At 39.3% G+C, this 22,014-nt stretch carries 19 protein-coding genes and 1 riboswitch; all 19 genes read left to right on the forward strand.

Features of this window, described 5'->3' with window-relative positions; genetic code table 11:
- The first annotated feature begins 2 nt into the window (after positions 1-2).
- The 19 genes from FAZ25_RS06035 (at position 3) to glf (ending at position 21,992) form a co-directional block, all read left to right on the forward strand.
- Positions 3-338 (forward strand): hypothetical protein, encoded by a 336-nt coding sequence (locus FAZ25_RS06035; RefSeq protein WP_004901075.1) that lies wholly within the window; start codon positions 3-5, stop codon positions 336-338.
- Between the two features lie 58 nt (positions 339-396).
- Positions 397-571: riboswitch (Lysine riboswitch) on the forward strand.
- 114 nt (positions 572-685) lie between these two features.
- Positions 686-1,987, forward strand: coding sequence for a diaminopimelate decarboxylase (gene lysA / locus FAZ25_RS06040; RefSeq protein WP_004901071.1), 1,302 nt, complete (start codon positions 686-688; stop codon positions 1,985-1,987).
- Positions 1,988-2,005: 18 nt separating this feature from the next.
- Positions 2,006-2,710, forward strand: coding sequence for a 2,3,4,5-tetrahydropyridine-2,6-dicarboxylate N-acetyltransferase (gene dapD, locus FAZ25_RS06045; protein ID WP_004905310.1), 705 nt, complete (start codon positions 2,006-2,008; stop codon positions 2,708-2,710).
- Positions 2,710-3,873, forward strand: a complete 1,164-nt coding sequence (locus FAZ25_RS06050; RefSeq protein ID WP_146992491.1) for an N-acetyldiaminopimelate deacetylase — start codon at positions 2,710-2,712, stop codon at positions 3,871-3,873. The genes dapD and FAZ25_RS06050 overlap by 1 nt, the downstream gene beginning before the upstream one ends.
- Position 3,874: 1 nt before the next feature.
- Entirely contained in the window at positions 3,875-4,750 is an 876-nt protein-coding gene (dapA, locus tag FAZ25_RS06055; protein ID WP_146992493.1) for a 4-hydroxy-tetrahydrodipicolinate synthase, read from the forward strand.
- The gene (gene dapB, locus FAZ25_RS06060) at positions 4,750-5,475 is read left to right on the forward strand and encodes a 4-hydroxy-tetrahydrodipicolinate reductase (protein ID WP_146992495.1); all 726 of its coding nucleotides are present in this window, start codon (positions 4,750-4,752) and stop codon (positions 5,473-5,475) included. Before dapA ends, dapB begins: the two co-directional genes overlap by 1 nt.
- A 62-nt stretch (positions 5,476-5,537) precedes the next feature.
- Positions 5,538-6,338, forward strand: coding sequence for a recombination regulator RecX (recX, locus tag FAZ25_RS06065; RefSeq protein ID WP_146992498.1), 801 nt, complete (start codon positions 5,538-5,540; stop codon positions 6,336-6,338).
- A 2-nt stretch (positions 6,339-6,340) separates the two neighbouring features.
- The gene (locus FAZ25_RS06070) at positions 6,341-6,613 is read left to right on the forward strand and encodes a hypothetical protein (protein ID WP_146992499.1); all 273 of its coding nucleotides are present in this window, start codon (positions 6,341-6,343) and stop codon (positions 6,611-6,613) included.
- A gap of 68 nt (positions 6,614-6,681) precedes the next feature.
- Positions 6,682-7,251 carry a DUF402 domain-containing protein gene (locus FAZ25_RS06075; protein WP_004901051.1) on the forward strand — a complete coding sequence of 190 codons (570 nt, stop codon included), beginning with the start codon at positions 6,682-6,684 and terminating at the stop codon, positions 7,249-7,251.
- 82 nt (positions 7,252-7,333) lie between these two features.
- Positions 7,334-10,849, forward strand: a complete 3,516-nt coding sequence (locus tag FAZ25_RS06080; RefSeq protein ID WP_192269231.1) for a PD-(D/E)XK nuclease family protein — start codon at positions 7,334-7,336, stop codon at positions 10,847-10,849.
- A 2-nt stretch (positions 10,850-10,851) separates the two neighbouring features.
- Positions 10,852-14,562 (forward strand): helicase-exonuclease AddAB subunit AddA, encoded by a 3,711-nt coding sequence (gene addA / locus FAZ25_RS06085; protein WP_192269234.1) that lies wholly within the window; start codon positions 10,852-10,854, stop codon positions 14,560-14,562.
- Between the two features lie 37 nt (positions 14,563-14,599).
- Positions 14,600-15,289 carry a rhomboid family intramembrane serine protease gene (locus tag FAZ25_RS06090; protein ID WP_192269237.1) on the forward strand — a complete coding sequence of 230 codons (690 nt, stop codon included), beginning with the start codon at positions 14,600-14,602 and terminating at the stop codon, positions 15,287-15,289.
- Entirely contained in the window at positions 15,286-15,498 is a 213-nt protein-coding gene (locus FAZ25_RS06095; RefSeq protein WP_192269240.1) for a YqgQ family protein, read from the forward strand. Before FAZ25_RS06090 ends, FAZ25_RS06095 begins: the two co-directional genes overlap by 4 nt.
- A 159-nt stretch (positions 15,499-15,657) precedes the next feature.
- Positions 15,658-16,617 carry an ROK family glucokinase gene (locus FAZ25_RS06100; protein WP_004905300.1) on the forward strand — a complete coding sequence of 320 codons (960 nt, stop codon included), beginning with the start codon at positions 15,658-15,660 and terminating at the stop codon, positions 16,615-16,617.
- Between the two features lie 154 nt (positions 16,618-16,771).
- Positions 16,772-17,560: a type I methionyl aminopeptidase gene (gene map, locus FAZ25_RS06105; RefSeq protein ID WP_004901039.1), complete on the forward strand. Its 789-nt coding sequence runs from the start codon at positions 16,772-16,774 to the stop codon at positions 17,558-17,560.
- A gap of 15 nt (positions 17,561-17,575) precedes the next feature.
- The gene (locus FAZ25_RS06110) at positions 17,576-18,211 is read left to right on the forward strand and encodes a sugar transferase (protein ID WP_004901037.1); all 636 of its coding nucleotides are present in this window, start codon (positions 17,576-17,578) and stop codon (positions 18,209-18,211) included.
- 60 nt (positions 18,212-18,271) lie between these two features.
- On the forward strand, positions 18,272-19,054 hold the full coding sequence (locus tag FAZ25_RS06115; protein WP_192269243.1) for a DUF4422 domain-containing protein: 783 nt from the start codon (positions 18,272-18,274) through the stop codon (positions 19,052-19,054).
- A gap of 21 nt (positions 19,055-19,075) precedes the next feature.
- Positions 19,076-20,650 carry a teichoic acid glycosyl transferase gene (locus FAZ25_RS06120; RefSeq protein WP_192269245.1) on the forward strand — a complete coding sequence of 525 codons (1,575 nt, stop codon included), beginning with the start codon at positions 19,076-19,078 and terminating at the stop codon, positions 20,648-20,650.
- A gap of 151 nt (positions 20,651-20,801) precedes the next feature.
- Entirely contained in the window at positions 20,802-21,992 is a 1,191-nt protein-coding gene (gene glf / locus FAZ25_RS06125; RefSeq protein ID WP_004908901.1) for a UDP-galactopyranose mutase, read from the forward strand.
- The last annotated feature ends 22 nt before the right edge of the window (positions 21,993-22,014 follow it).

Genomic DNA, 22,014 nt, shown 5'->3' on the forward strand with positions numbered 1-22,014 from the left:
TAATGAATTATCAATTTAAAAAAGCAGCAGATATCAATCAAAATGTCACAACGCAGCATTTAGACGAAAAGGCTGCAGCACAAGCCTATCGGGATTTAGAGTCAAGAGAAAGACAACCAAAAACAGAGGTAGATACTACGCTAGTCGGTCATGGCATTCAGGCTTTAGCAACAGAATCAGCTATTGGCAAAGATGAACGTCAAGCGAAAGTATTAGCGCTTTTTAATAATGGTATGACGAGCTATATTGATTTAGCCTTTGAAATGAATTTAGCTGAATCAACAATTCGACAGTATGGGCGTGAATTAGGTTTAAAATTTATTGATACTGAATATTAGATTAAAAATTTGACATTTTTTAAACTGTCAGTTATGATTAAACCATAATAAAAATATAATTTCACATAGAGGTCGCGATAGACATAAGTCGCTTATCTGAGCTGTTGTAGCAGCCATGACGTTAAGCAAAAGGGGATATCGCCGAAATAGATAAAAACTACTACTTTGTCTGTTGGGCTAACAATTAATAATTGTTAGACTGTCGTTACATGTAACGGTGAGCTATGGAAACTGTCAAAATTGCTAAGCAAAAGCCTTTTGTCCGTGACCATGTCTCGAACAAAGGGCTTTTTATGTTGATAATGATGGCATATGATACTAAATCTATATGTCGTTTAGGAGGGCACATGAATTATCCAACAAATGAACAAAATCACCTCACCATTGACCATGTTGATGCGGTTGACCTTGCTAGTACTTACGGTACACCACTTTATGTTTATGACGTGACTAAAATTAGGCAAACAATGCGAGCATTTAAAGCCATTTTTGAAAAAGAAAATGTCCCATACATCGTTAGTTATGCTTCAAAAGCATTTGCGACAAAGGCAATTTATCAAGTGGCACAGCAAGAAGGCATTCACGCAGATGTTGTTTCAGGTGGGGAACTTTATACTGCTATTCAAGCTGGTTTTAACCCAAAGCACTTAAGCTTTAATGGCAATAATAAAAGTTGGGATGAACTGATGATGGCTGTTCAACAGGGTATTGGGACAGTTATTGTGGATAATTTTTTGGAGTTGCAATTATTGTCTGAAATCGCTGAAAAATGTCAAGTAGTACAAGATATTTTGTTGCGTATTTCACCAGGAATATCGGCCCACACCCATGAATTTATTAGCACCGGTCAGCAAGATTCAAAATTTGGCTTTGATTTACTAACCGGTCAAGCGAAGGCAGCGTATGATATTGCTAGTCAAGATAGCCATTTTCACCTACGAGGTCTACATGCGCATATTGGGTCGCAAATTTTTGATGTCACTGGCTTTGAAAAAAATGCTGCCTTATTAGCAGATACAGCACAAAGTTGGGGATGGCAGCCGGATATTATTAATGTCGGGGGCGGTTTTGGTATTCGTTATACTGATGACGATGAACCACTACCAGAAAGTGACTATGTAAGTGCTATTATTCGTACCTTAAAAGGAAAAGCAGCCGAGTACGATTGGAAAATGCCAGAAATTTGGATTGAACCAGGACGTTCAGTGGTAGGTCCAGCAGGACAAACGCTTTACACTGTTGGCGCGCGAAAAGACATTCCTGATATGCGACACTATATAGCAGTCGATGGTGGTATGGGAGATAATATTAGGCCTGCGTTATACGAGGCTAATTATGAAGCGGTTTTAGCCAATCAACCAAATATTCCAGCACAAGAAGTGGTACGTGTTGCTGGAAAATATTGTGAATCTGGCGATGTTCTTGTTTGGCAACAAAAATTGCCCAAGACGCAAGCAGGTGATATTTTATCCGTCTTAGCAACAGGTGCTTATGGGTATGCAATGGCTTCAAACTATAATCGCAACCCACGTCCAGCAGTTGTTTTTGTGGAAAATGGACAGCATCAGCTTGTCGTTGCACGCGAAACATATGAACATATTGCGGCCCTGGATCGTGACTACACGCTATCAGCAAATATGACACATTAAAATTGGGAGAAAAATAATATGACAACAGCAAATGATGCACAACAATTAATTAATTTTATTGCTAATGCGAAGAAAGTAACGCCCGTCAAAGTGACTTATAAGGGTGTATTAACTGGCGAAATTCCAGCCACTGTGCAACAGTTTGGTGGTGTATCTTTTGGACAATTAATTGGGGATTGGTCAGAAATTCAACCGTTAATTGCAGCATTGCCGGCCGAAAATGTGTTTGTCGAGAATGATGCACGAAATTCAGCTGTACCACTACTTGATAAAAAGGCTGTCAATGCACGTATTGAACCAGGAGCAATTATTCGAGAGCAGGTAACAATAGGTGACAATGCGGTGATTATGCTAGGTGCTGTGATTAACATTGGTGCTGAAATCGGTTCAGGAACAATGATTGATATGGGTGCCGTTTTGGGCGGAAGGGCAATTGTTGGCGAACAATCACATATTGGTGCTGGCGCTGTATTAGCAGGCGTAATCGAACCAGCTTCAGCCCAACCAGTTCGTATTGGAGATCATGTTTTAGTTGGGGCGAATGCGGTAGTCATTGAAGGTGTACAGGTTGGAGACGGTGCTGTGGTCGCAGCAGGGGCAATCGTGACAAAAGATGTGCCAGCTAATACCGTTGTCGCAGGCGTACCAGCCAAAATTATTAAGCAAATTGATTCAAAAACGCAACAAAAGACTGCTTTAATCGATGCCTTACGAGGTCTCTAATGTCTGAAATAAATTTTGAAACACTACAAACATTTCGTCGTGAATTACATCAAATACCTGAGACGGCACTTGAAGAATTTAAGACACATGATTATTTGTTAACCAAACTTAAGTCTTGGCAACAAGATTATATGACAATTAAGACAGTTGAAGCTTTGCCAACAGCCATTTTAGTCTATTTTCAAGGCACTAATCCAGTACGGACAATTGGTTATCGGACAGATATTGATGCCTTGCCTATACAAGAGGCAACGGGGTTAGACTTTGCATCACAGCATCCTGGCAAAATGCATGCCTGTGGGCATGATGTCCATATGACAATGGCCCTGGGATTGGCACAATATTTTAGTCAGCATCAACCAAAAGACAATCTTATCATTTTCTTTCAACCTGCTGAAGAGGCTGAAAGCGGTGGTAAAGTTGCCTACGATATGGGATTATTTGAAGGTAAATGGCGACCAGGTGAGTTTTATGGGATTCATGACCAACCAAGTTTGCCAGCCGGCACGTTAAGCACGTTGGCTGGTACGTTGTTTGCTGGCACAGCAGAATTAAAAGTTGATGTGATTGGTACAGGTGGGCATGCGGCGTATCCTCATTTAGCTAAAGATCCGATTGTTATTGCTGCCGAATTAATTATCCAACTTCAAACTGTTGTGTCGCGATCTGTTAACCCAATTGCTGGTGGGGTTGTGAGTGTTGGCGTCATTAACGGTGGGTTTGCAAATAATGTCATACCAGACCAAGTGCATTTTGAAGGGACAGTCCGTAGTATGACGCGTACAGGGTTAGAAACAATGCTGACCCGTATTAGGAAAATTGCTGAGGGACTGGCAATTGCCAATGAGGTTACCATTAATGTATCGTTAGAAAGTGGCAGTTATTTACCAGTAGAAAATGACCCCATATTAGCGACCCAAGTAATTAATTTTATGCAAAAACAGTCAGATATTAATTTTGAATTAGCACAACCAGCTATGACAGGTGAGGACTTCGGTTATTTGTTACAGCATATTCCAGGAGTCATGCTGTGGCTTGGTGTAAACGACAGCCATCCATTACACAGTGCACAATTAACAATCGATGAATCAGCACTTTTACCAGGTTACAACGCCTTGAAATCCTTCTTATTGTGGCGTATGGCAACATCCGAGGAGAAATAAAATGTATGAGCATATCAATTTGATTACGGCAATTATTACCCCATTTAACGCAGAAAATGAAATCGATTATCCGGCCCTAGATCGTGTGATTGATCATCTTTTGGAGACAGGAACACAAGGTTTAGTCATTGCAGGGACGACAGGTGAATCACCAACGTTGTCACATGAAGAGAAATTAGCGTTAACACAACATATTGCAGCGTATGTCCCAGTTGATACATTATTAATTGCTAATGCGGGTACCAATAATACAGTCGAATCGGTACGTAACGCACGTGAACTCAGCGAAATAACAAATGTTGATGCTATTTTAGCCGTGACGCCGTATTACAACAAGCCGAATCAACGCGGCATGATTGCACACTTTACAGCTATTGCTGATGCATCAAATCGGCCAGTGATGCTATATAATATTCCAGGCAGATCAGCTGTTGGCCTCACCGTAGATAGTGTTGTAACCTTAGCACAACATCCTAATATTAACGCGATTAAAGAAACAACTTCGGTGGCATTTATTGCTGCGGAAATCGAACAAACGCAAAATGATGATTTTGCTGTTTATACCGGAGAAGATGCACAAACACTTGCAGCTTTTGTACACGGTGGCGCTGGGACTATATCAGTGGCGTCCCATTTATATGGGCGTGAAATGTCTGCACTATTTACCGCTTTAGCTGTTGGTGATTGGCAGGAAGCAGGTGTGTTACAGCGCTATTTAACACCAAAGATGAACGCCCTATTTGCTTTTCCATCTCCAGCACCAGTGAAGGCAAAATTACATGATTTAGATATGGTTGAAAATTTGACACGTCAACCCATTTTGCCATTAAATGTAGCGGAAAAAAAGGCATTAGATAAACTGTTGGAGGATATGTAATGGTGGATATTATTTTGGCCGGTGGTTTTGGTAAGCTTGGTCAGGCCATTCAATTAGGATTAAAAAACACAGATTATCGTATTGTCGGCATACTAAGTGGGCATCAACATGAAAGTACCTACCCAGTATGGACAACACGAGAGGCAATCGATGTCAAAGCTGATATTTTTTTGGATGTCAGCACACCAAAAACAGTTTTTGATAATGCAAAGTGGGCGATTTCACATGATATGTTGCTTGTTGTTGGTGCAACTGGGCTTAGTGATTTCGAGGTTGATACGCTCAGACAAACAGCAACACGTGGCGTTTTGATTGTGCCTAATTTTAGCTTGTCAGCAGTGCTATTAATGGCATTTGCACAACAAGCGGCAAAGTATTTTCCAGACGTTGAAATTGTAGAGACACACAATCCTAAAAAAGTTGATGCGCCATCAGGTACAGCGATTCAAACAGCAAAACTCATCAGTGAGGCACGTTCAACAACTGGTGCAAAAACGACTGAAGGGCCAGCTAGAGGTATGCGAGTTGAAGACATCCCAGTGCATGCTTTACGTTTACCTGGTTATATTGCGCAACAAAGCGTTTTATTTGGTGGGACTGATGAGCAATTGACCTTAACACAAAGTACCACAAGTCGGACGGCTTTTGTCCCGGGGGTTTTACGAGCACTGGTCGGTGTACAAGAATTAGAGGGATTAGCAATTGGTCTTGACAAAGTGTTATAGCGCATATAGCGCTTTTTTTTGTAAATTAGCACTAGGTAGCATTTTTGCGTACAATAGATGGTATGAAGACGATTACAAAAATTGCAACACAAAAAAGAGCTGGACGTTACAGTATTGAACTGGATAATCAGTTTGCTTTTGGTGTGGCTGAAAGTGTGCTCATTAAATATGGACTTGCTAAGGGGCGCACGCTTGATGAAGATTTAATTACACAAATTAAGTATGATGATGCCATTGCAAAGGCTTTGACGATTGCTTTAAATTATTTAGGTCATGCATTACGCACAACGAAACAAATAAAACAAAAAATGCGTGATAAAGCAGTGGATGAGGATATTCAAGCGCAAGTCATAGCACAATTAACGCAATTAGGTTATGTCGATGACCAAAATTATGCAAACCACTATGTTGCAACAAAAAAACTTATTACGCCTAAGGGACCACACGTTATTCGTCTTGCTTTGCAACAAGCAGGCGTAGCGGAGAATATGATTGAGCAGGCGTTAGCAACCTATACTTTTGATGAACAATGCAGCATTGCTACAAAAATAGCTGAGAAATTAGCACAAGGATATCAACGTGAATCGACACGGCTAAGACAGCAAAAAATTGTTCAGGGGTTGGTTAACAAAGGGTTTTCTTTTGAGACAGCTCAGTTGGTCGTTGATAGTATGAGCACAGATAATAACGCTGAGGATGAGCAGAATAATGCTAAACGACAAGCCGAAAAGCTGTGGCACCGATATCGTCACGATGAGTCACAGCAACGTTTTTATAAAGTTAAGCGACAATTATATGCAAAGGGTTTTACGAGCGAATTAATTGACGCAGCTCTGTTATCATTAGAGCAAGAGGAAGTTTGATTATGGGATTTTATGACCAAAAAGTATTAGCAGATAAACAGAAAAGTGCACAAGCACAGCTTGATAATATTGATTTTAAGTTAAAAAAAATAAAGGGTCGATCCGTACAAGATTTATATGATCAACATGAAATCAGGACATTAACGACACAACGAGAGAGATTAAAAATTATTTTACAACAACTCGAACGACAATTGCGGCACTCTAAAAGCGCGAACAAGCATGCAGCAACTCAGCACCTTGTACGAACAAATACACACCAGCATGATTTGTAGTCTATCAATTATTCGTGAGATTTGATACAATAAAATAGCATTCGGTGTTTAGAAGAGTAGGTACGATCATGAGTTTTGATAAGTCAAATCGCGGACCGCGCGAGGGTGATTTCATCACGATCAAAAGTTACAAACATGATGGCTCGTTGCATCGCACTTGGCGTGATACCATGGTACTAAAAACCAGTGAAAACGCTATTATTGGTCTAAATGATCATACGTTAGTAACCGAAGATGATGGGCGACGTTGGGTCACGCGTGAGCCAGCAATTGTCTATTTTCATAAAAAGTATTGGTTCAATATTATTGCGATGATACGCGATAATGGCGTGTCCTATTACTGTAATCTAGCGTCACCATACGTGCTTGATAAAGAAGCATTAAAATATATTGACTATGATTTAGATATTAAAGTTTTTCCAGACGGTGAAAAGCATCTATTAGATGCTGATGAATATGCTGCCCACAGCAAAAAATGGCACTATCCACCAGAAATTGATAAAATTTTAAAAGCACATGTTAAGATATTGGTCGACTGGATTAATGAAGGCACGGGTCCATTTTCACAAGGTTATATTGATGTTTGGTATGCCAGGTATCAATATTTGATGCAACAACGTCTCAAAGATCGTCGTTGACAAAAAACACGCTTATATTTTGCGTGTTTTTTTGTTGTGATAAAATGGGGTCAAGAAGTATTACGTTAGAAAGAGGAAACGGATGTCGTTAACGGTTTATATGAATCATGGCCAAATTGATATGCGTCATGCACTTTTAAGTCATGCGCATGAAGCCCTAAATCAAGATAATAATTTAACGGTTTATTACATTGTGCCAAACCACGTTAAGTTTGATAGTGAAGTCGATGTATTAAGGCGCTTTGCTCGGTTAACCGGTCAGAACCCGGATACGTCGTTGTATGCTCAAAGTCGCTTGCAAGTTTATTCTCTATCACGATTAACATGGGCGCTATTAAAAGATATGGCCACAATGCAGCCTAATGTGATTCAAGGTACAGGCTTATTTATTATGGTATCAGATATTTTAAGAGACTATGCCGCACAATTACCTATTTTTGCCCGTATGCAATCTAAGGCAGGGTTTGTGACAACTTTGGTAGCTCAATTGGTTGAATTACGCGCTAGTCGTATTTCACCAGAAGATTTGTTAACCATTTTAAATCAGGAAAGTGATGATGACACGTTTTTACGTCAGACACTATCAGGCAAACTTCGTGATTTAGCAATAGTTGCTGATGCTTTAGATAAAAAAATGGGGCATACATATATTACGCAACAAGAGGTTTTATCTTTTTTTGCCACGCAATTGGCGACAACACAATTAAAAAATGTCGCTTTTTATTTTGATGGTTTTAATGGTTTTACAAGTCCAGAAACGCAAGTCATGATTGAACTTATGGCACGTTATCCGGTAACAGTTGCTTTATTAGGGGATGTTGAAAAGTTAGGGTCACAACAACCAGGAGACTTGTTTTATAAACCAATGACAACCGCACAGCGACTGGCGCAGTTTACTAAAATTGCTAATCAGCAGGTCGTGTGGCAAGTGCCAACACAAGCACGTTGTTTGGACGATTCAATCATCTCAGTGCTGTCTGCTTGGGAAAAGTTGGGAGAATATCGTCAATTCAATTCAGAAAATAAAAAGACCGACTTAGCGGCTTTTGTAGCCGAAAATACAATGGTTGAAATTCAGGAGGTTGCACGCCGGATTCGGCAATTACTAGTGGCGCAGCCCGATTTGCGTTTGCGCGATATTTTGATTTTGGCGCGTGACTTAACGCCGTACACAGGCCATATACCAGAAGTCATGCAGCAATTTGATTTGCCTTATTTTTTAGATACAGATCAAAAAATGACTAATCATCCATTGGTCGAATTATTGCTGAATCTATTACGGCCGGCTAAGGAACGTTTTCAATATCAACAAGTCATGGCTATCTTGAAAACAGGATTATTGCGACCTTATACTGATGGCAGTTTAGTGCCTGAAGGCGATTTTTTTGACATTGTGAGTTATTTGGATAACTATCTTTATGCGAACCAACCATTCGAGCGAACTTGGCGAGACTTGGATCATCCCTTTACACTGTTCACAGTGTCAGAAGACGAGGATGATGAGGATGCTCGTGTGGTTTTAGATGATAAGACTGTTAATCGTCGAATTGAAACGTTAAGACGCTTTGTAATTGACGCGTTTGATTCATTACAGCAACAATTAAATCAAGCACAGACTATGCGACAAGCTGCTACATTAATTATATTATGGCTTGAAAAATATCATGTGACAGAAGCTATACTGTCTCAAAGGGATACTTTGTTAGCTGCAGGCGAGTTATCGCGATCACGCGAAGGGGAAGAAGTTTGGGAAATGATGACCCAAACTTTAGACGACATTGTTGCAATTGATGGTGACGAACGTTTCGAATTAGAAAAATTCAAAGCTATTTTGGTTGCCGGTTTTGAAGGTGCAACATTTTCAGGTATTCCGAATAATCTTGATCAACTAACAATATCCGAAGCTGGTATTGTTCAAAGTAATGATTATCAGTATTTGTTCTTCATTGGTGGGACAAGAAATAATCTTCCTGCACAACTTAAATCTCGTGCGCTGATTAATGATGCTGAACGCTTGATTGTTCAGCCAGCATTGCAAGAAAATAGCACCCCAAAGTATTTACAAAATACGGCACAACAACAAATGGCTGAGGAAAATCTACTGTTTTATGGTGCGTTAACCGCGGCTACTAAAAATATCGTTCTTTCTTATCCCGCACTAGATGCCGGTGGACAAATTTCAGATATGTCGCCGTTTTTTAAGCGATTAGTTGATGCATTTAATATCACTGTGAACAAAGTAACTGCTACGCCTGCGACAAGTCAAGCATTATTAAAGTATTATGTGGGCTCAGTTCGGTCTACTTTGGGCGAATTGGTCAAAATAGCAGCATCACAACAGCAAACTTCAGCCTATCAAGCGCTCAGAAATACGATTAATCAGTCTGAACCAGAACGATTAGAACGGGTGTTGTCAGCACCAAATTATAAAAATCAAACAGAAACATTGAAACCAGAGTTTGTTCAAGCTCTATTTGGTGAAACACTAAATATGTCAATATCACAGTTGGAAAGTTATTATAACAATCCATTGGCTTATTTTTTGCAATATGGCTTAGCGTTAAAGGAACGATTAACGAATCGTTTGAATGTGGCACAAACGGGCACACTGTATCATGCTGTTTTTGAAGGGGTTGTGCAGCAACTTATCATACAGCAACTCAGTTTGCGTGACATTTCTCAAAAAGCGTTACAGCAATTAGTGGCTGATAATATGGCTGAGATAACTGCACAACCAGCTTACCAAATGCTTCAAGAAACAGGAAAAATGCGTGCCACACAGCATTATTTAGCTAAAGTGAGCGAGATACTTGCAGTCAATATGCAGCGTGCGGCAAGAATAAATCACGCTCAACCAAAAGCTGTAGAACGTTTATTTGGTTTTCCTAATCGTCAATCATTGCCAGCGCTAGTTGTCTCAACACCACAGGCAACAGTTCATTTACGTGGTAAAATTGATCGTCTAGATAGCCAAGACCCTTCACAAGTATATGGGACAATTATTGACTATAAGTCAAATGGTAAACATTTTGATTGGGGCCAGGCTTATGATGGGCGACAAATGCAACTATTAACCTATTGGCAAGCAGCACAATTATCCGCAGAGCAATTGGGCATCGAAGCAATTGGGGGTGCTTTTTTCGCTAAAATTGCCCCAGAAAAATTGACGATAAAAGATTTTAAAGGTGATGTACGTGCCATGCTGAGAGGTGAGATTAAGCCTGAGCAATTTAAATATCGGGGTTTATTTATATCTGAGCCAGCATATATTGATAGCTTAGAGACGCTAGCTGAAGGTGAAGGGTCACAATTTTATCAATTGAAAAAGAAGGCAAATGGTGAGTTATATGCTAATAGTGATGTGATTTCGCCCGAAGATTTTGAATTATTACTGAAGCGTAATCTTGACAATATTCAGCGTGCAAGTGCAGCTATTTTATCTGGTGATTTTCCTTTGTCACCAGCTGAAGGGAGCCTACAATTTACACCATTTACTGATGTTTTGCGTTTTGATCGTGCTTTGGGGGACCAGTATAAAAGTAACACGCCTAAAAATAAATCAGATATTTTGAAGCTTTTGAAAGCAGATGAGGAATAAAGATGGCAACACGATTTACGATTAATCAGCAGCGTGCAGTTGACGAAACAGGTCATAATATTTTAGTTGCTGCATCAGCAGGTTCAGGGAAAACAACCGTCCTGATTGAACGTTTAATTCAAAAAATTTTATCGGGTATTAGCGTTGAAAACTTTCTGATTGTTACTTTTACAAATGCTGCCGCTAAGGAAATGCGAGAGCGATTGGAAATTGCCATAGAAAAGCGCCTTCGTGATGCCAATGATGGCATGAAACGCTTTTTGCAAGAACAATTATTATTGCTGACTGCTGCAAATATTTCGACCATTGATGCTTATGCGTTACGTCTGATTGAAAACTATTATCATGTGATCGGTTTAGACCCTCAATTTCGTTTGTTATCAGATACAGCTGAACGAGATATGATGCGTCAAGATGTTTTAGATACAGTTTTTGAAGCATTCTATGATGAAACGCATCCACAACACGAAAACTTCATTGCCTTAGTCAATAATTTTGGTAATCCAAATCAAGATGATGCGTTACGTCAAGCTGTGCTGAAGTTATCAGACTTTGCTGAAGCTCGGCCTGATGGTCAACAATGGTTAAAAGAACTAGATAAGAACGATCTAGCCACAGCAAACGGGCTGACGCAATCACAAACCTATCGCCTAACAATTTTGCCGATGATGATTGCACGTCTTGAACAACTCCTAGAAATAGCACAAGCAACACAGACTAATCTATCAGGTGTTCCTGAGCTCAAAAAAACGCAACGAGCTTTTGACGAGATTATCGCTTATCTCGTGAACGTTCAACAGGCGTTAGTTGACGACGATTGGGACACACTGAGAGGTAAATTAAGCCAGTTACCTAAGGTGAGCTTAGAGACGAAAAGAAGTAAAGGCATAAAAGATGAACCAGAATTGTTGGCCTTATTAGCGCAAGCGACAACAGTTAAAAATAATATTTTAGGGGCTAAATCTGATTTAAAAAACGTGATTGATACTTTTTTTAAGTTTGATCAAAATGATTGGCAATATGTAGAAAAGCAAGCAACTCAGTTAGTGAATACACTTGTGACATTAACTCAAGCCTGTCAGTCTGCCTTTACGACAGCGAAAAGAGACGCACAATTAGTTGATTTTCCTGATTTAGGTGCTTTAGCATTAGAGATTTTGAATGATGATATGACCAGAAAAACTGTGAGTGGCCAGTTTCAAGAGATTCTGGTTGACGAGTACCAGGATATCAATCAATTACAAGAAACTTTGCTAACAAAAGTATCTAATGGTCATAATATGTACATGGTTGGTGACGTTAAACAAAGCATTTATGGTTTTCGGCAAGCTGAACCAACATTATTTGCACGTAAATATCGACAGTTTGCGCTACCAGATAATCCTGACAGTAGAATTGAGCTAGCGGATAATTTCCGGTCGCAGAATAACGTGACACGGGTAACCAATTTGATTTTCACACAATTAATGGACGAAAAGTTGGGGGATATTGCTTATACAGGAGAAGCTAAACTTGTACCAAAGGCAAACTATCCAACAGATGTCACACCTGTTTTTAATATGACAATCATAAAGCAACCTAACGTCACAACCTCTGAAGATGAAGATGAGAGCCAGGAATTTGAGAAGCGGCAGGCACAGTACGCACAGCTGGCAAACCAAATTTTATCTCTACGAGATACAACGATTTTTGATCGCAAGGCAGAACCGGCAGGCATGCGACCCGTACAGTATGGGGACATTGCTATATTAACAAGATCAAAAACTGGTTACATTGATTTAGTCGCTACTTTGCGTCAAGCGGGGATACCCACACAAGTTGATTCAGTCGGTAATTATTTTCAGACAATGGAAGTTTATTTGATGCTAGATGTATTACGTGTTATTGATAATCCACATCAGGATATTCCATTGGCAGCAATATTAAGATCACCAATGTTTGGCTATTCGGAAAATGACTTAGCGGCAGTGCGTTTAGCTGATAAGAAGCATGATTATTGGTCAGCTTTGACGGTTTTTGCGCAGGCAGATCAACGAAGTCAAACCGTAATCGATTTGATTAAAAAGTGGCATCAATTAGCAATCCAAAATGATTTGGTCGCTTTAATTTGGGCAATATTTGATGATACTTCTTGGTTAGATTATGTCGCTGGTATGCCAGGCGGTGCACAACGGCAAGCTAATTTGCATGCGTTATATGATTATGCCAGAACGTATCAAGAAAATACACATGCTGGTTTGTTTCGCTTTATTCGCTATATTGAACAGCTCCAAGAAAATGATGGGCAATTAGGCGAAGCACCGCAAGAAGCAAATGAGCAAGCAGTCCGCATTATGACGATTCATGCCTCAAAGGGCTTAGAGTTTCCGATAGTCTTTTTACCTGAATTTGATAAATCTTTCAACACACAAGATTTGTCGGGTAAAATGTTAATTCAAAAAAACGCGGGAATTGGTTTGGAATATTTGCAGCCTGAGGCTTTAGTAGCCATGCCGACATTAAAAAAATTAACTGTTCAGCAAGCCCTAAAAAGGCAAAGTTGGTCTGAAGAAATGCGATTATTGTATGTTGCGTTGACACGTGCGGAACAGCAAATATATGTTGTAGGCACAGTTAAGCTTGACGAAAATGAAGAAAATCAGCGACTAATAGCGCTCTGGCAACGTGCAAAAGAAACATCAGGACAGTTTTTAGCAGAAGACCTACGCTTGTCAGCAAAATCATATTTCGATTGGCTACTGATTAGTTTGGCACGAACAAAAAATGATGATCTTGAATCGTGGTTAGGCGATGGTCATTTGCCACACGTTTTGGGACCGGAAACGACGTTAGATAGTCAGATTTCAGTGCGATTTATTAATGAGTCTGATGTGGTAATTCCTGAACCCCAAGGTAATGAAACCAAAGAAATTACAAGAGCATCAACCTATCAGGCTGAAGATTTTGCCCGAGCAAAAGCGATATTAGATTATCAGTATCCTTTCCAACAAGCTACTCGTACAGCAGCTTATCAATCTGTCAGTGAAATGAAACGACTGTTTGAGGACCCAGATCGTGCCAATTTGAAAACGTTAAATGTTTTAGAAAATGGCCAATTACAACCGGCAAATGAATTAGTCAGCGATAAACTGGTATTACCAACATTTATGACTGATGGATCACAAAAACCGTCAAGTGCAGCAGTTGGTACAGCAACACATTTGATGCTTCAATTGTTAGATTTTAAACAGATACAAACACACCAGTCACTGACAGCATTGCGTGATGATTTAGTTACACAAGGCCGCGTGACAGCACCAGTAGCAGCATTAATCGATATAGACCAGATTCTTAATTTTTTACAAACACCATTTGCGCAAAGATTGCGTTTACATGCCGATTCGTTACGGAGAGAGGCAACTTTTGCCATGATTATGCCAGCTAACCAAATATATGAGCATGTTCACGATCAAGCTTCTGTTTTAGTTCATGGCATCATTGACGGTTATTTTATTGATAAAAAGACAAAATCAATTACGTTGTTTGACTATAAAACCGATTTTGTCAGACATAGGCGCGTTGAAGAAGATATTTCAAAAATGATGGTCCGTTATCGGGGACAACTAACATTGTACAAACAAGCTTTAATGCAAGAATTTCCTGATTATACTTTTTATGAGCCGCAGTTAATTATCTTAAATGTGGGTCGGGTGATACCAATAACGACCAAATGAGGTGGTGTTTATGCTGGAGTAGTGTAGAATAAAAAGCATGATAGAAGCTTTAAAGCAACAAGTTAAGCACACGCCGGTAACGATGGGTTTATTCATAATAACCATTGTGGTATTTATTTTCGAGCTTATCGCTAGTCATGGTCAGACCGATAATGCGCGTTTTTTGGTAGCTGTTGGTGCGAAATGGGGACCCGATATAGCTCACAATCAAGCTTACTGGCGATTACTAACGCCAGTGTTTTTGCATGCTGGCATCATGCATATTGCGACAAATATGCTGACACTATGGTTTGTTGGGCCGATTGCTGAACATGCTTTTGGCAGCTGGCGGTTTTTGATGCTTTATGCATTTGGCGGTATTGTTGGTAATATTTTTTCATATTTATTATCACCTTTAGCTATCTCTGTTGGTGCATCATCAGCGCTTTTTGCGATGTTTGCTGGACTCATCTTATATGGTGTGCGCTATCGTGATAATCCAACTATTCGCGCACAAGGCGCAACGTTTTTACTGTTTGTTGTGTTAAATCTATTTAGTGGGCTATTAGCACCGACAATTGATTTTTGGGGCCACATAGGTGGCTTAATTGGTGGCATGATGTCAACTGTGATGCTAGGATTTGTTGGCAAATCCGGTCAGTATGCTCTCAGCATGCGATTGACAATGTGTGCCGTAACAATGTTGTTGCTTATTTTGACAATTTACGTAGGAGGTAGCGTTTCATGAGAACTTTTTATGATGTCTTACAATATTTGAAATCTTTTGGTATTTATATTCATGTGGGTAAGCGATTATGGGATATTGAGGTAGCAGCCCTTGAAGTAGATAATCTTTATCGCGCTGATGTGTTAACGCCAAAAGATTATGCGGTCATGAAGTTAGTTTTAGAGCGTGAGCATCGCTTAGAAGAAAGCATGACACCCGAGTTAAATTAAAATGATAATTGTTTCCTGAAAACTATGAAAACGCTTGCATTTTCTGATGCTTTTCTGTTAGAATAAGTGGGTAATAATTTCTTAGGAGGAATGTGTCTGGCGTCGATTCACGCATATGTGATATTTGCCAAGAACGATGACCTCACACTTTAAACAATTATGGCTAAAGATAAGCTCATTGGTGTTGATTTAGGTGGTACAACAATTAAGTTTGCTATTTTGACTGATGCAGGGGAAATACAACAAAAGTGGTCAATCAAAACTAATACTTTTGATGAAGGTTCACATATTGTACCTGATATCATCGAATCAATTAATCATCATCTTGATTTGTATCAATTAGATCCAGAACGCATCATTGGTATTGGCATGGGAACGCCTGGGACAGTTAATCGCGAGACAGGAACTGTGACGGGTGCGTTTAATTTAAATTGGAAAACAGAACAACCAGTTAAAGCTAATATCGAGACAGGCACAGGCTTCAAGCTAACATTAGACAACGATGCGAATGCAGCAGCGCTCGGTGAAGCTTGGAAGGGTGCTGGCAATAATGATGATGAAGTATCGTTCATCACATTAGGGACAGGCGTTGGTGGCGGTCTGGTATCAAATGGCCAGTTAATCCATGGCACGGCTGGTGCTGGTGGTGAAGTTGGGCATGTTGTTGTTGAACCCAATGGTTACTTGTGCACTTGCGGGAATCATGGTTGTCTAGAACAATATGCTTCAGCAACGGGTGTTGTACGCTTGGCACAAGATTCTGCTGAAGAATATGTCGGTTCGTCTAAGCTCAAACAAATGATTTCAGACGGTGATGAAGTGACTTCAAAAATTGTCTTTGACTTAGCAAAAGATGGTGATTTTTTGGCTAATGAAGTCGTAAATAAGGTAGCTTATTATCTTGGTTATGCTACTGCGGCAATTTCAAATATTTTAAATCCTTCTGCTATTATTATTGGCGGTGGTGTTGCTGCTGCGGGCGAATTTTTGCGTGCACGAATTGAAAAAGAATGGACAAAGTTTGCCTTTCCAACTGTTCGTGTATCAACGCGTGTCAAGTTAGCTGAATTAGGTAATGATGCTGGTGTAATTGGCGCGGCATCATTAGCGCGTGTATAATGAACAACAGCATTACTAGGCAGCCGTATGGTTGCTTTTTTTATAGACTCTTTAACAATTAATACTTTATTGATCGAAAAAAGGTATAATAGATGGTGATTGTTATTTAAAATTCAAAGTTAAAACAGTTTAATATACAGAAAGAAGAACACAAATGATTACTTTAAAGTCGCCAAGAGAAATTGAGGCAATGCGCCAATCTGGTGCGATTATTGCCGGTATGCATCATATGTTACGTGATTTAATTAAACCAGGCATTGATACTTGGGAAATTGAAACAAAGTCACGTGAATATATTGAGGGGCATGGCGGTGTAGCTTTGCAAATTGGTTTTGAAGGTTTCAAATACGCGACCACGATTAGTGTCAACAATGAAGTAGCCCATGGGCTACCACGTAAAGGCTTGCATTTGAAAGATGGGGACATTGTTAAAGTTGACACAGTTGTTGGACTTAACGGTGCAGTTTCTGATTCAGCCTGGTCCTATGCTGTTGGCCATGTGTCACCAGAAGTCGAAAAGTTGATGGCAGTGACTAAGAAGGCGATGTACTTAGGTATTGACCAAGCCATTATAGGAAATCGCATTGGTGATATTGGGAACGCCATACAACAATATACTGAAGTTGAGCATCATTATGGTGATGTACGGCAGTATATTGGTCATGGTGTGGGACCAACAATGCATGAAGATCCACAAGTACCACATTATGGCAAGCCAGGCCATGGCGTACGTTTGCGCGAAGGTATGGTCATCACTATTGAACCCATGATTAATTTAGGTAGTTGGGAAGTCGATACTGATGAAACAGAAGAAGATGGTTGGACAGTGAGAACTAGCGATGGTTCTTGGTCCGCACAGTATGAACACACGTTGGCAATTACAAAGGCTGGCCCAAAAATTTTAACAAGTCAAGATCCTGATTTTGATGCGAAATACTTGTAAAGGTGAGTTAGAAATTTGAAAATTAAGCCAAAACACAAATCATATTTAATTGCTAAACGTCTCATTGATGTGGTTTTTGCGTTACTTGGATTAATAATATTATCACCTATATTTTTAATTGTATTCGTGATATTGAAGATTGATAGTCCAGCATCACCCGCTTTTTTTAAACAAGAACGTGTGGGTCGGTATGGTAAGCCGTTTGCGATATATAAGTTTCGCTCAATGGTTCCCAATGCTGAAGCTATTTTAAAAGCTGATCCTGAATTATATCAGAAGTACGTCGATAATGGTTACAAATTACCAAAAAAAGAAGATCCTAGGATTACTTCGTTAGGTGCTTTTTTACGACGCTCAAGTATTGATGAGTTGCCACAGTTTTGGAATATGTTACGTGGCGATATGAGTTTAGTTGGGCCACGTCCAATTGTAACTGAAGAGTTAAAAGAATATGGCGACCAAGTCGATTTGTTTTTATCAGTCAGGCCTGGTGCACTTGGTTTATGGCAGGCCAGTGGTCGCTCTTTGATTGAATACCCAGAACGTACGAAAATAGAATTAGAGTATGTTGCCAATGCAGGTTTTTGGTATGATATTGGCATAGTTTTTAGAAATGTGATTGCGATTTTTAAATCCGAAGGGGCTTATTGAGCACGCATTTTTATTTTTGTCTCGTAGTGCATCCTAGAATAGATTATGTGGTGAGAGTTAATGACTGAGAGCATCCAAATTTTAGTAGCAGCGCATAAAAATGTGGCGTTAACAGATTTAACAACAATGTACACGCCGATTCAAGTCGGTGCAGCGTTATCAGCAGAAATGTTTAACGATTTTATACAAGATAATACGGGTCGTAATATTTCTGAAAAAAACCCGTACTTTAATGAATTAACAGCACTTTATTGGGCACGATACAATAGTCAGGCAGATGTTATTGGACTCGTCCACTATCGTCGCTTTTTTTCGTTTTCAAGTAAAAAGCAGCTTAACAACGTATTATCTCAGGAAACCTTATCAGACTTGTTAAAAAACACACCGGTGATAGTCCCTAAGAAAAGGCACTATTGGATAGAAAGTAGTGAATCGCATTATCGACATGCGCATCATAACTTAGGTTTGGATGTTTTACGCGATGTTATTGCGACAAGGTATCCTGATTATTTGACAACCTATGACAAAAATATGCAACGTACATCCGCTCACATGTTCAATATGTTTATTATGAAACGACCAGAGTTTGATGCTTATATTGACTGGTTATTTGATATTTTATTTGCGGTAGAGTCAAAGATACAACCACAGGTCATCTCTTGGTCGCCTTATGAACAAAGAGTCTATGGCTTTTTGAGTGAAAGATTATTGGATGTTTGGTTAGATTTTAATCAGGTAGATTACCAAGAAGTCCCAGTGACTTTTATGGAAAAACAGAACTGGTTACTGAAGGGCACGAAATTCATTGCGCGCAAAGTAGGCTTTGGTCGTGCTGAATTGTAAAAATTGCTTTTGGGGGAATAAATGAAAAATCGTATACGTTATTCTGAGAAATTTTGGGTGCCTATAATTATTTTGGCAGTGGTGACTTTGCTGACGGTAGGCTCCTCACCGTTATTCCGAACAAATCCATGGGATGATAGTAATGCTATGTTAACTATGGGCCGATCTATGCTGCATGGTGTTGTACCGTATCGTGATGTCATTGACCAACGTGGACCAGTCCTATATGCGGTGTTTGCTTTAGGCGCTTTATTCAAAGAAACTAACTTTTTTGGGGTGTTTATTGTTCAATGCTTGAACTTGCTATGTACTTACATCATTAGTTATCGTATAGCAAAAGATATGACGAGTGAGATGATAGCGCCACAGTGGGCGGCATTGTTTGGGCCACTAGCTCTAATTTCAACGAGCGCCTTTGGGCTAAGTGGTGCACCAGAAGAATTTGCTTTCACCTCAGTTTTGTATTTACTGTATATTATTAATCATTATCATAGACACGTGTCTACTATTCCTGTGACTGTGTATTACTTTTTAGGGTTAAACCTCAGCCTGGTTTTTTGGAATAAATATTCCCTAATTGGCGCATTTTGTGCGTTTTTTATATGGGTCGCTATTGAATTATTACGTCAATATGATTTTAGAAGGCTCTTGCGAGTAGTTATTGCTTCTCTTGCCGGTTTCCTGACGATTAGCATGCTTGTTGTCGTTTACTTTCTTTACCACCATGCATTAAATGATTTAATTAATATCTATTTTGTTCAAAATTTAACGTCATACGGGAAAACAGATCAAACAATTTTGATGCAATTGTGGCGTTTATTACTTCTTGTTGCCACAGAAGTAGGGTTACACCCATTTGTCAGTGCATTCATTATTTTTGGTTGGTTAAAAGCCATTTATAACCGTGAAAATATGATTCTTGAAATTGTATTATTCCTAAGCAGTCTCTTTTTTGTGGCAATGCAACATTGGGTCATTGATTATTATAATATTGTATGGTTACCTTTCTTAGCTATTGCTTTACTGCGTATAGCATCAATTAGATTACCTGAATCACTCATGAGACCGACTGTCCAAGCGCAAATACCTTTGCTCATGACAGCGCTACTTCTTATTTTGCCTATGGTTAATAATAGATCCGCATTGGGCAGGTTGGTAATCAGCAATGAAGAAACTGCCATCGACGGACAAAGTTATGTGGCACAACCACAATTTGCCACAGCTATGAGAAAAAATACCGATAGTAGGCAACAACCGACAATGATTATAATTAACTCATTGGATAAGGGATTTTACTTGTCCGCGCAGGCCTTACCAACAACCCGCTTTTGGCATAGATTAAATATGAGCTATCAACAACTGCCTCAAATGTACGATGCTTTTGCCAACACGATGCGTCAGAAACAAGTTCAATTTGTTATTATAAAATTAAATACCTCACCAGAAAATGATGCTACGTTATTAAAGCAACAAATTAATCGTGCTATTGATAGTCATTTGCAGCAACCCTTGTTTAATAATTACCGCATAGACGAAACGGCCAGAAATGGCAATAATGATTCTTACGTGCTGATGCGTTTAAAAAACTTAGAGTAAACATGTGTAAAATCAATCTATGATATAATATATTAAGTATTCTCATGATTGAGAATACTTTTTTATCTGTTTGCAATGACATGTTGATTAATTAATTAAATAAACTATAAAACAAGCGCACTGCTTTTTGCTTGCACTGTACGGAGATATAATGACAAATAAATTTAACACAAAAAATTATGATTACCTAATTGTTGGTGCTGGGCCGTTTGGAATGATTTTTGCTTATGAAGCAGCTAAACGTGGGAAAAAGTCACTAGTGATTGAAAAGCGACCATATATCGCCGGAAACATGCACACACATACAGAACATGGTATCACCGTGCATGATTTTGGTGCGCATATTTTCCACACTGACAATAAGGAAGTTTGGGATTATATTCGTCGGTTTGCTTCATTTAATGGTTATCAAAATCAAGTTGTTGCGAATTACAAAGGCACACTGTATAATTTGCCGTTCAATATGAACACTTTTTACCAGATGTGGGGAACGAAGACACCCGACGAGGCTAAAGCTAAAATTGAGTCACAAAAGCAAGTCGCTCTTAAAGACCTTGGGGATAAACAGCCTAGCAACTTAGAAGAACAAGCCATTTCTTTGATTGGGACAGATATCTATGAAAAGCTGATCAAGGGATACACTGAAAAGCAGTGGGGTAGACCGGCAACAGAATTGCCAGCTTTCATAATTAAGCGTTTGCCAGTGCGTTTTATTTATGACAACAATTATTTTAATCACCGCTATCAAGGTATTCCGGTCGGCGGGTATACACAAATCTTTGAACAAATGCTATCTGAGGCTGATGGCTTAGTAGATGTTTTGACAGACACTGATTTTTTTGACCATAAAGAAGAATTATTAGCTGAATTTCCACGTGTTTTGTATACTGGGATGATTGATCAATTCTTTGATTATAAATTTGGTGAGCTGGAATACCGCTCATTGCGATTTGAACATGAATTAATTGATTCTGAAAATTATCAAGGCAATGCGGTAATTAACTATACTGATGCCCAAACTCCCTACACACGTGTAATGGAGTGGAAGCACTTTGATGGCCTTGCGGATGAAGGCAAAACAATTATTACACGTGAATATCCACAAGAATGGAATCGTTCAAAGGAAGCTTATTATCCAGTGAACAACGATAAAAATACACAAATATATAAGCAATATGCCAAAGAGGCACGTCAAAATCACCCAGAAATTATTTTTGGTGGTCGACTCGGTAAGTATCGTTACTTTGATATGGATCAAGTATTTAACGACGCTTTAAACACAGTCCGTGAAGAGTTTAATGTGCCAGAATCGTTTAACTTTGCGCATGATGTTACTAAATAATATGCCTTTTTAGGCGTACATA

The sequence above is a fragment of the Leuconostoc sp. LN180020 genome (genome assembly GCF_014844115.1).
Classification (GTDB): Bacteria; Bacillota; Bacilli; order Lactobacillales; family Lactobacillaceae; genus Leuconostoc; species Leuconostoc citreum.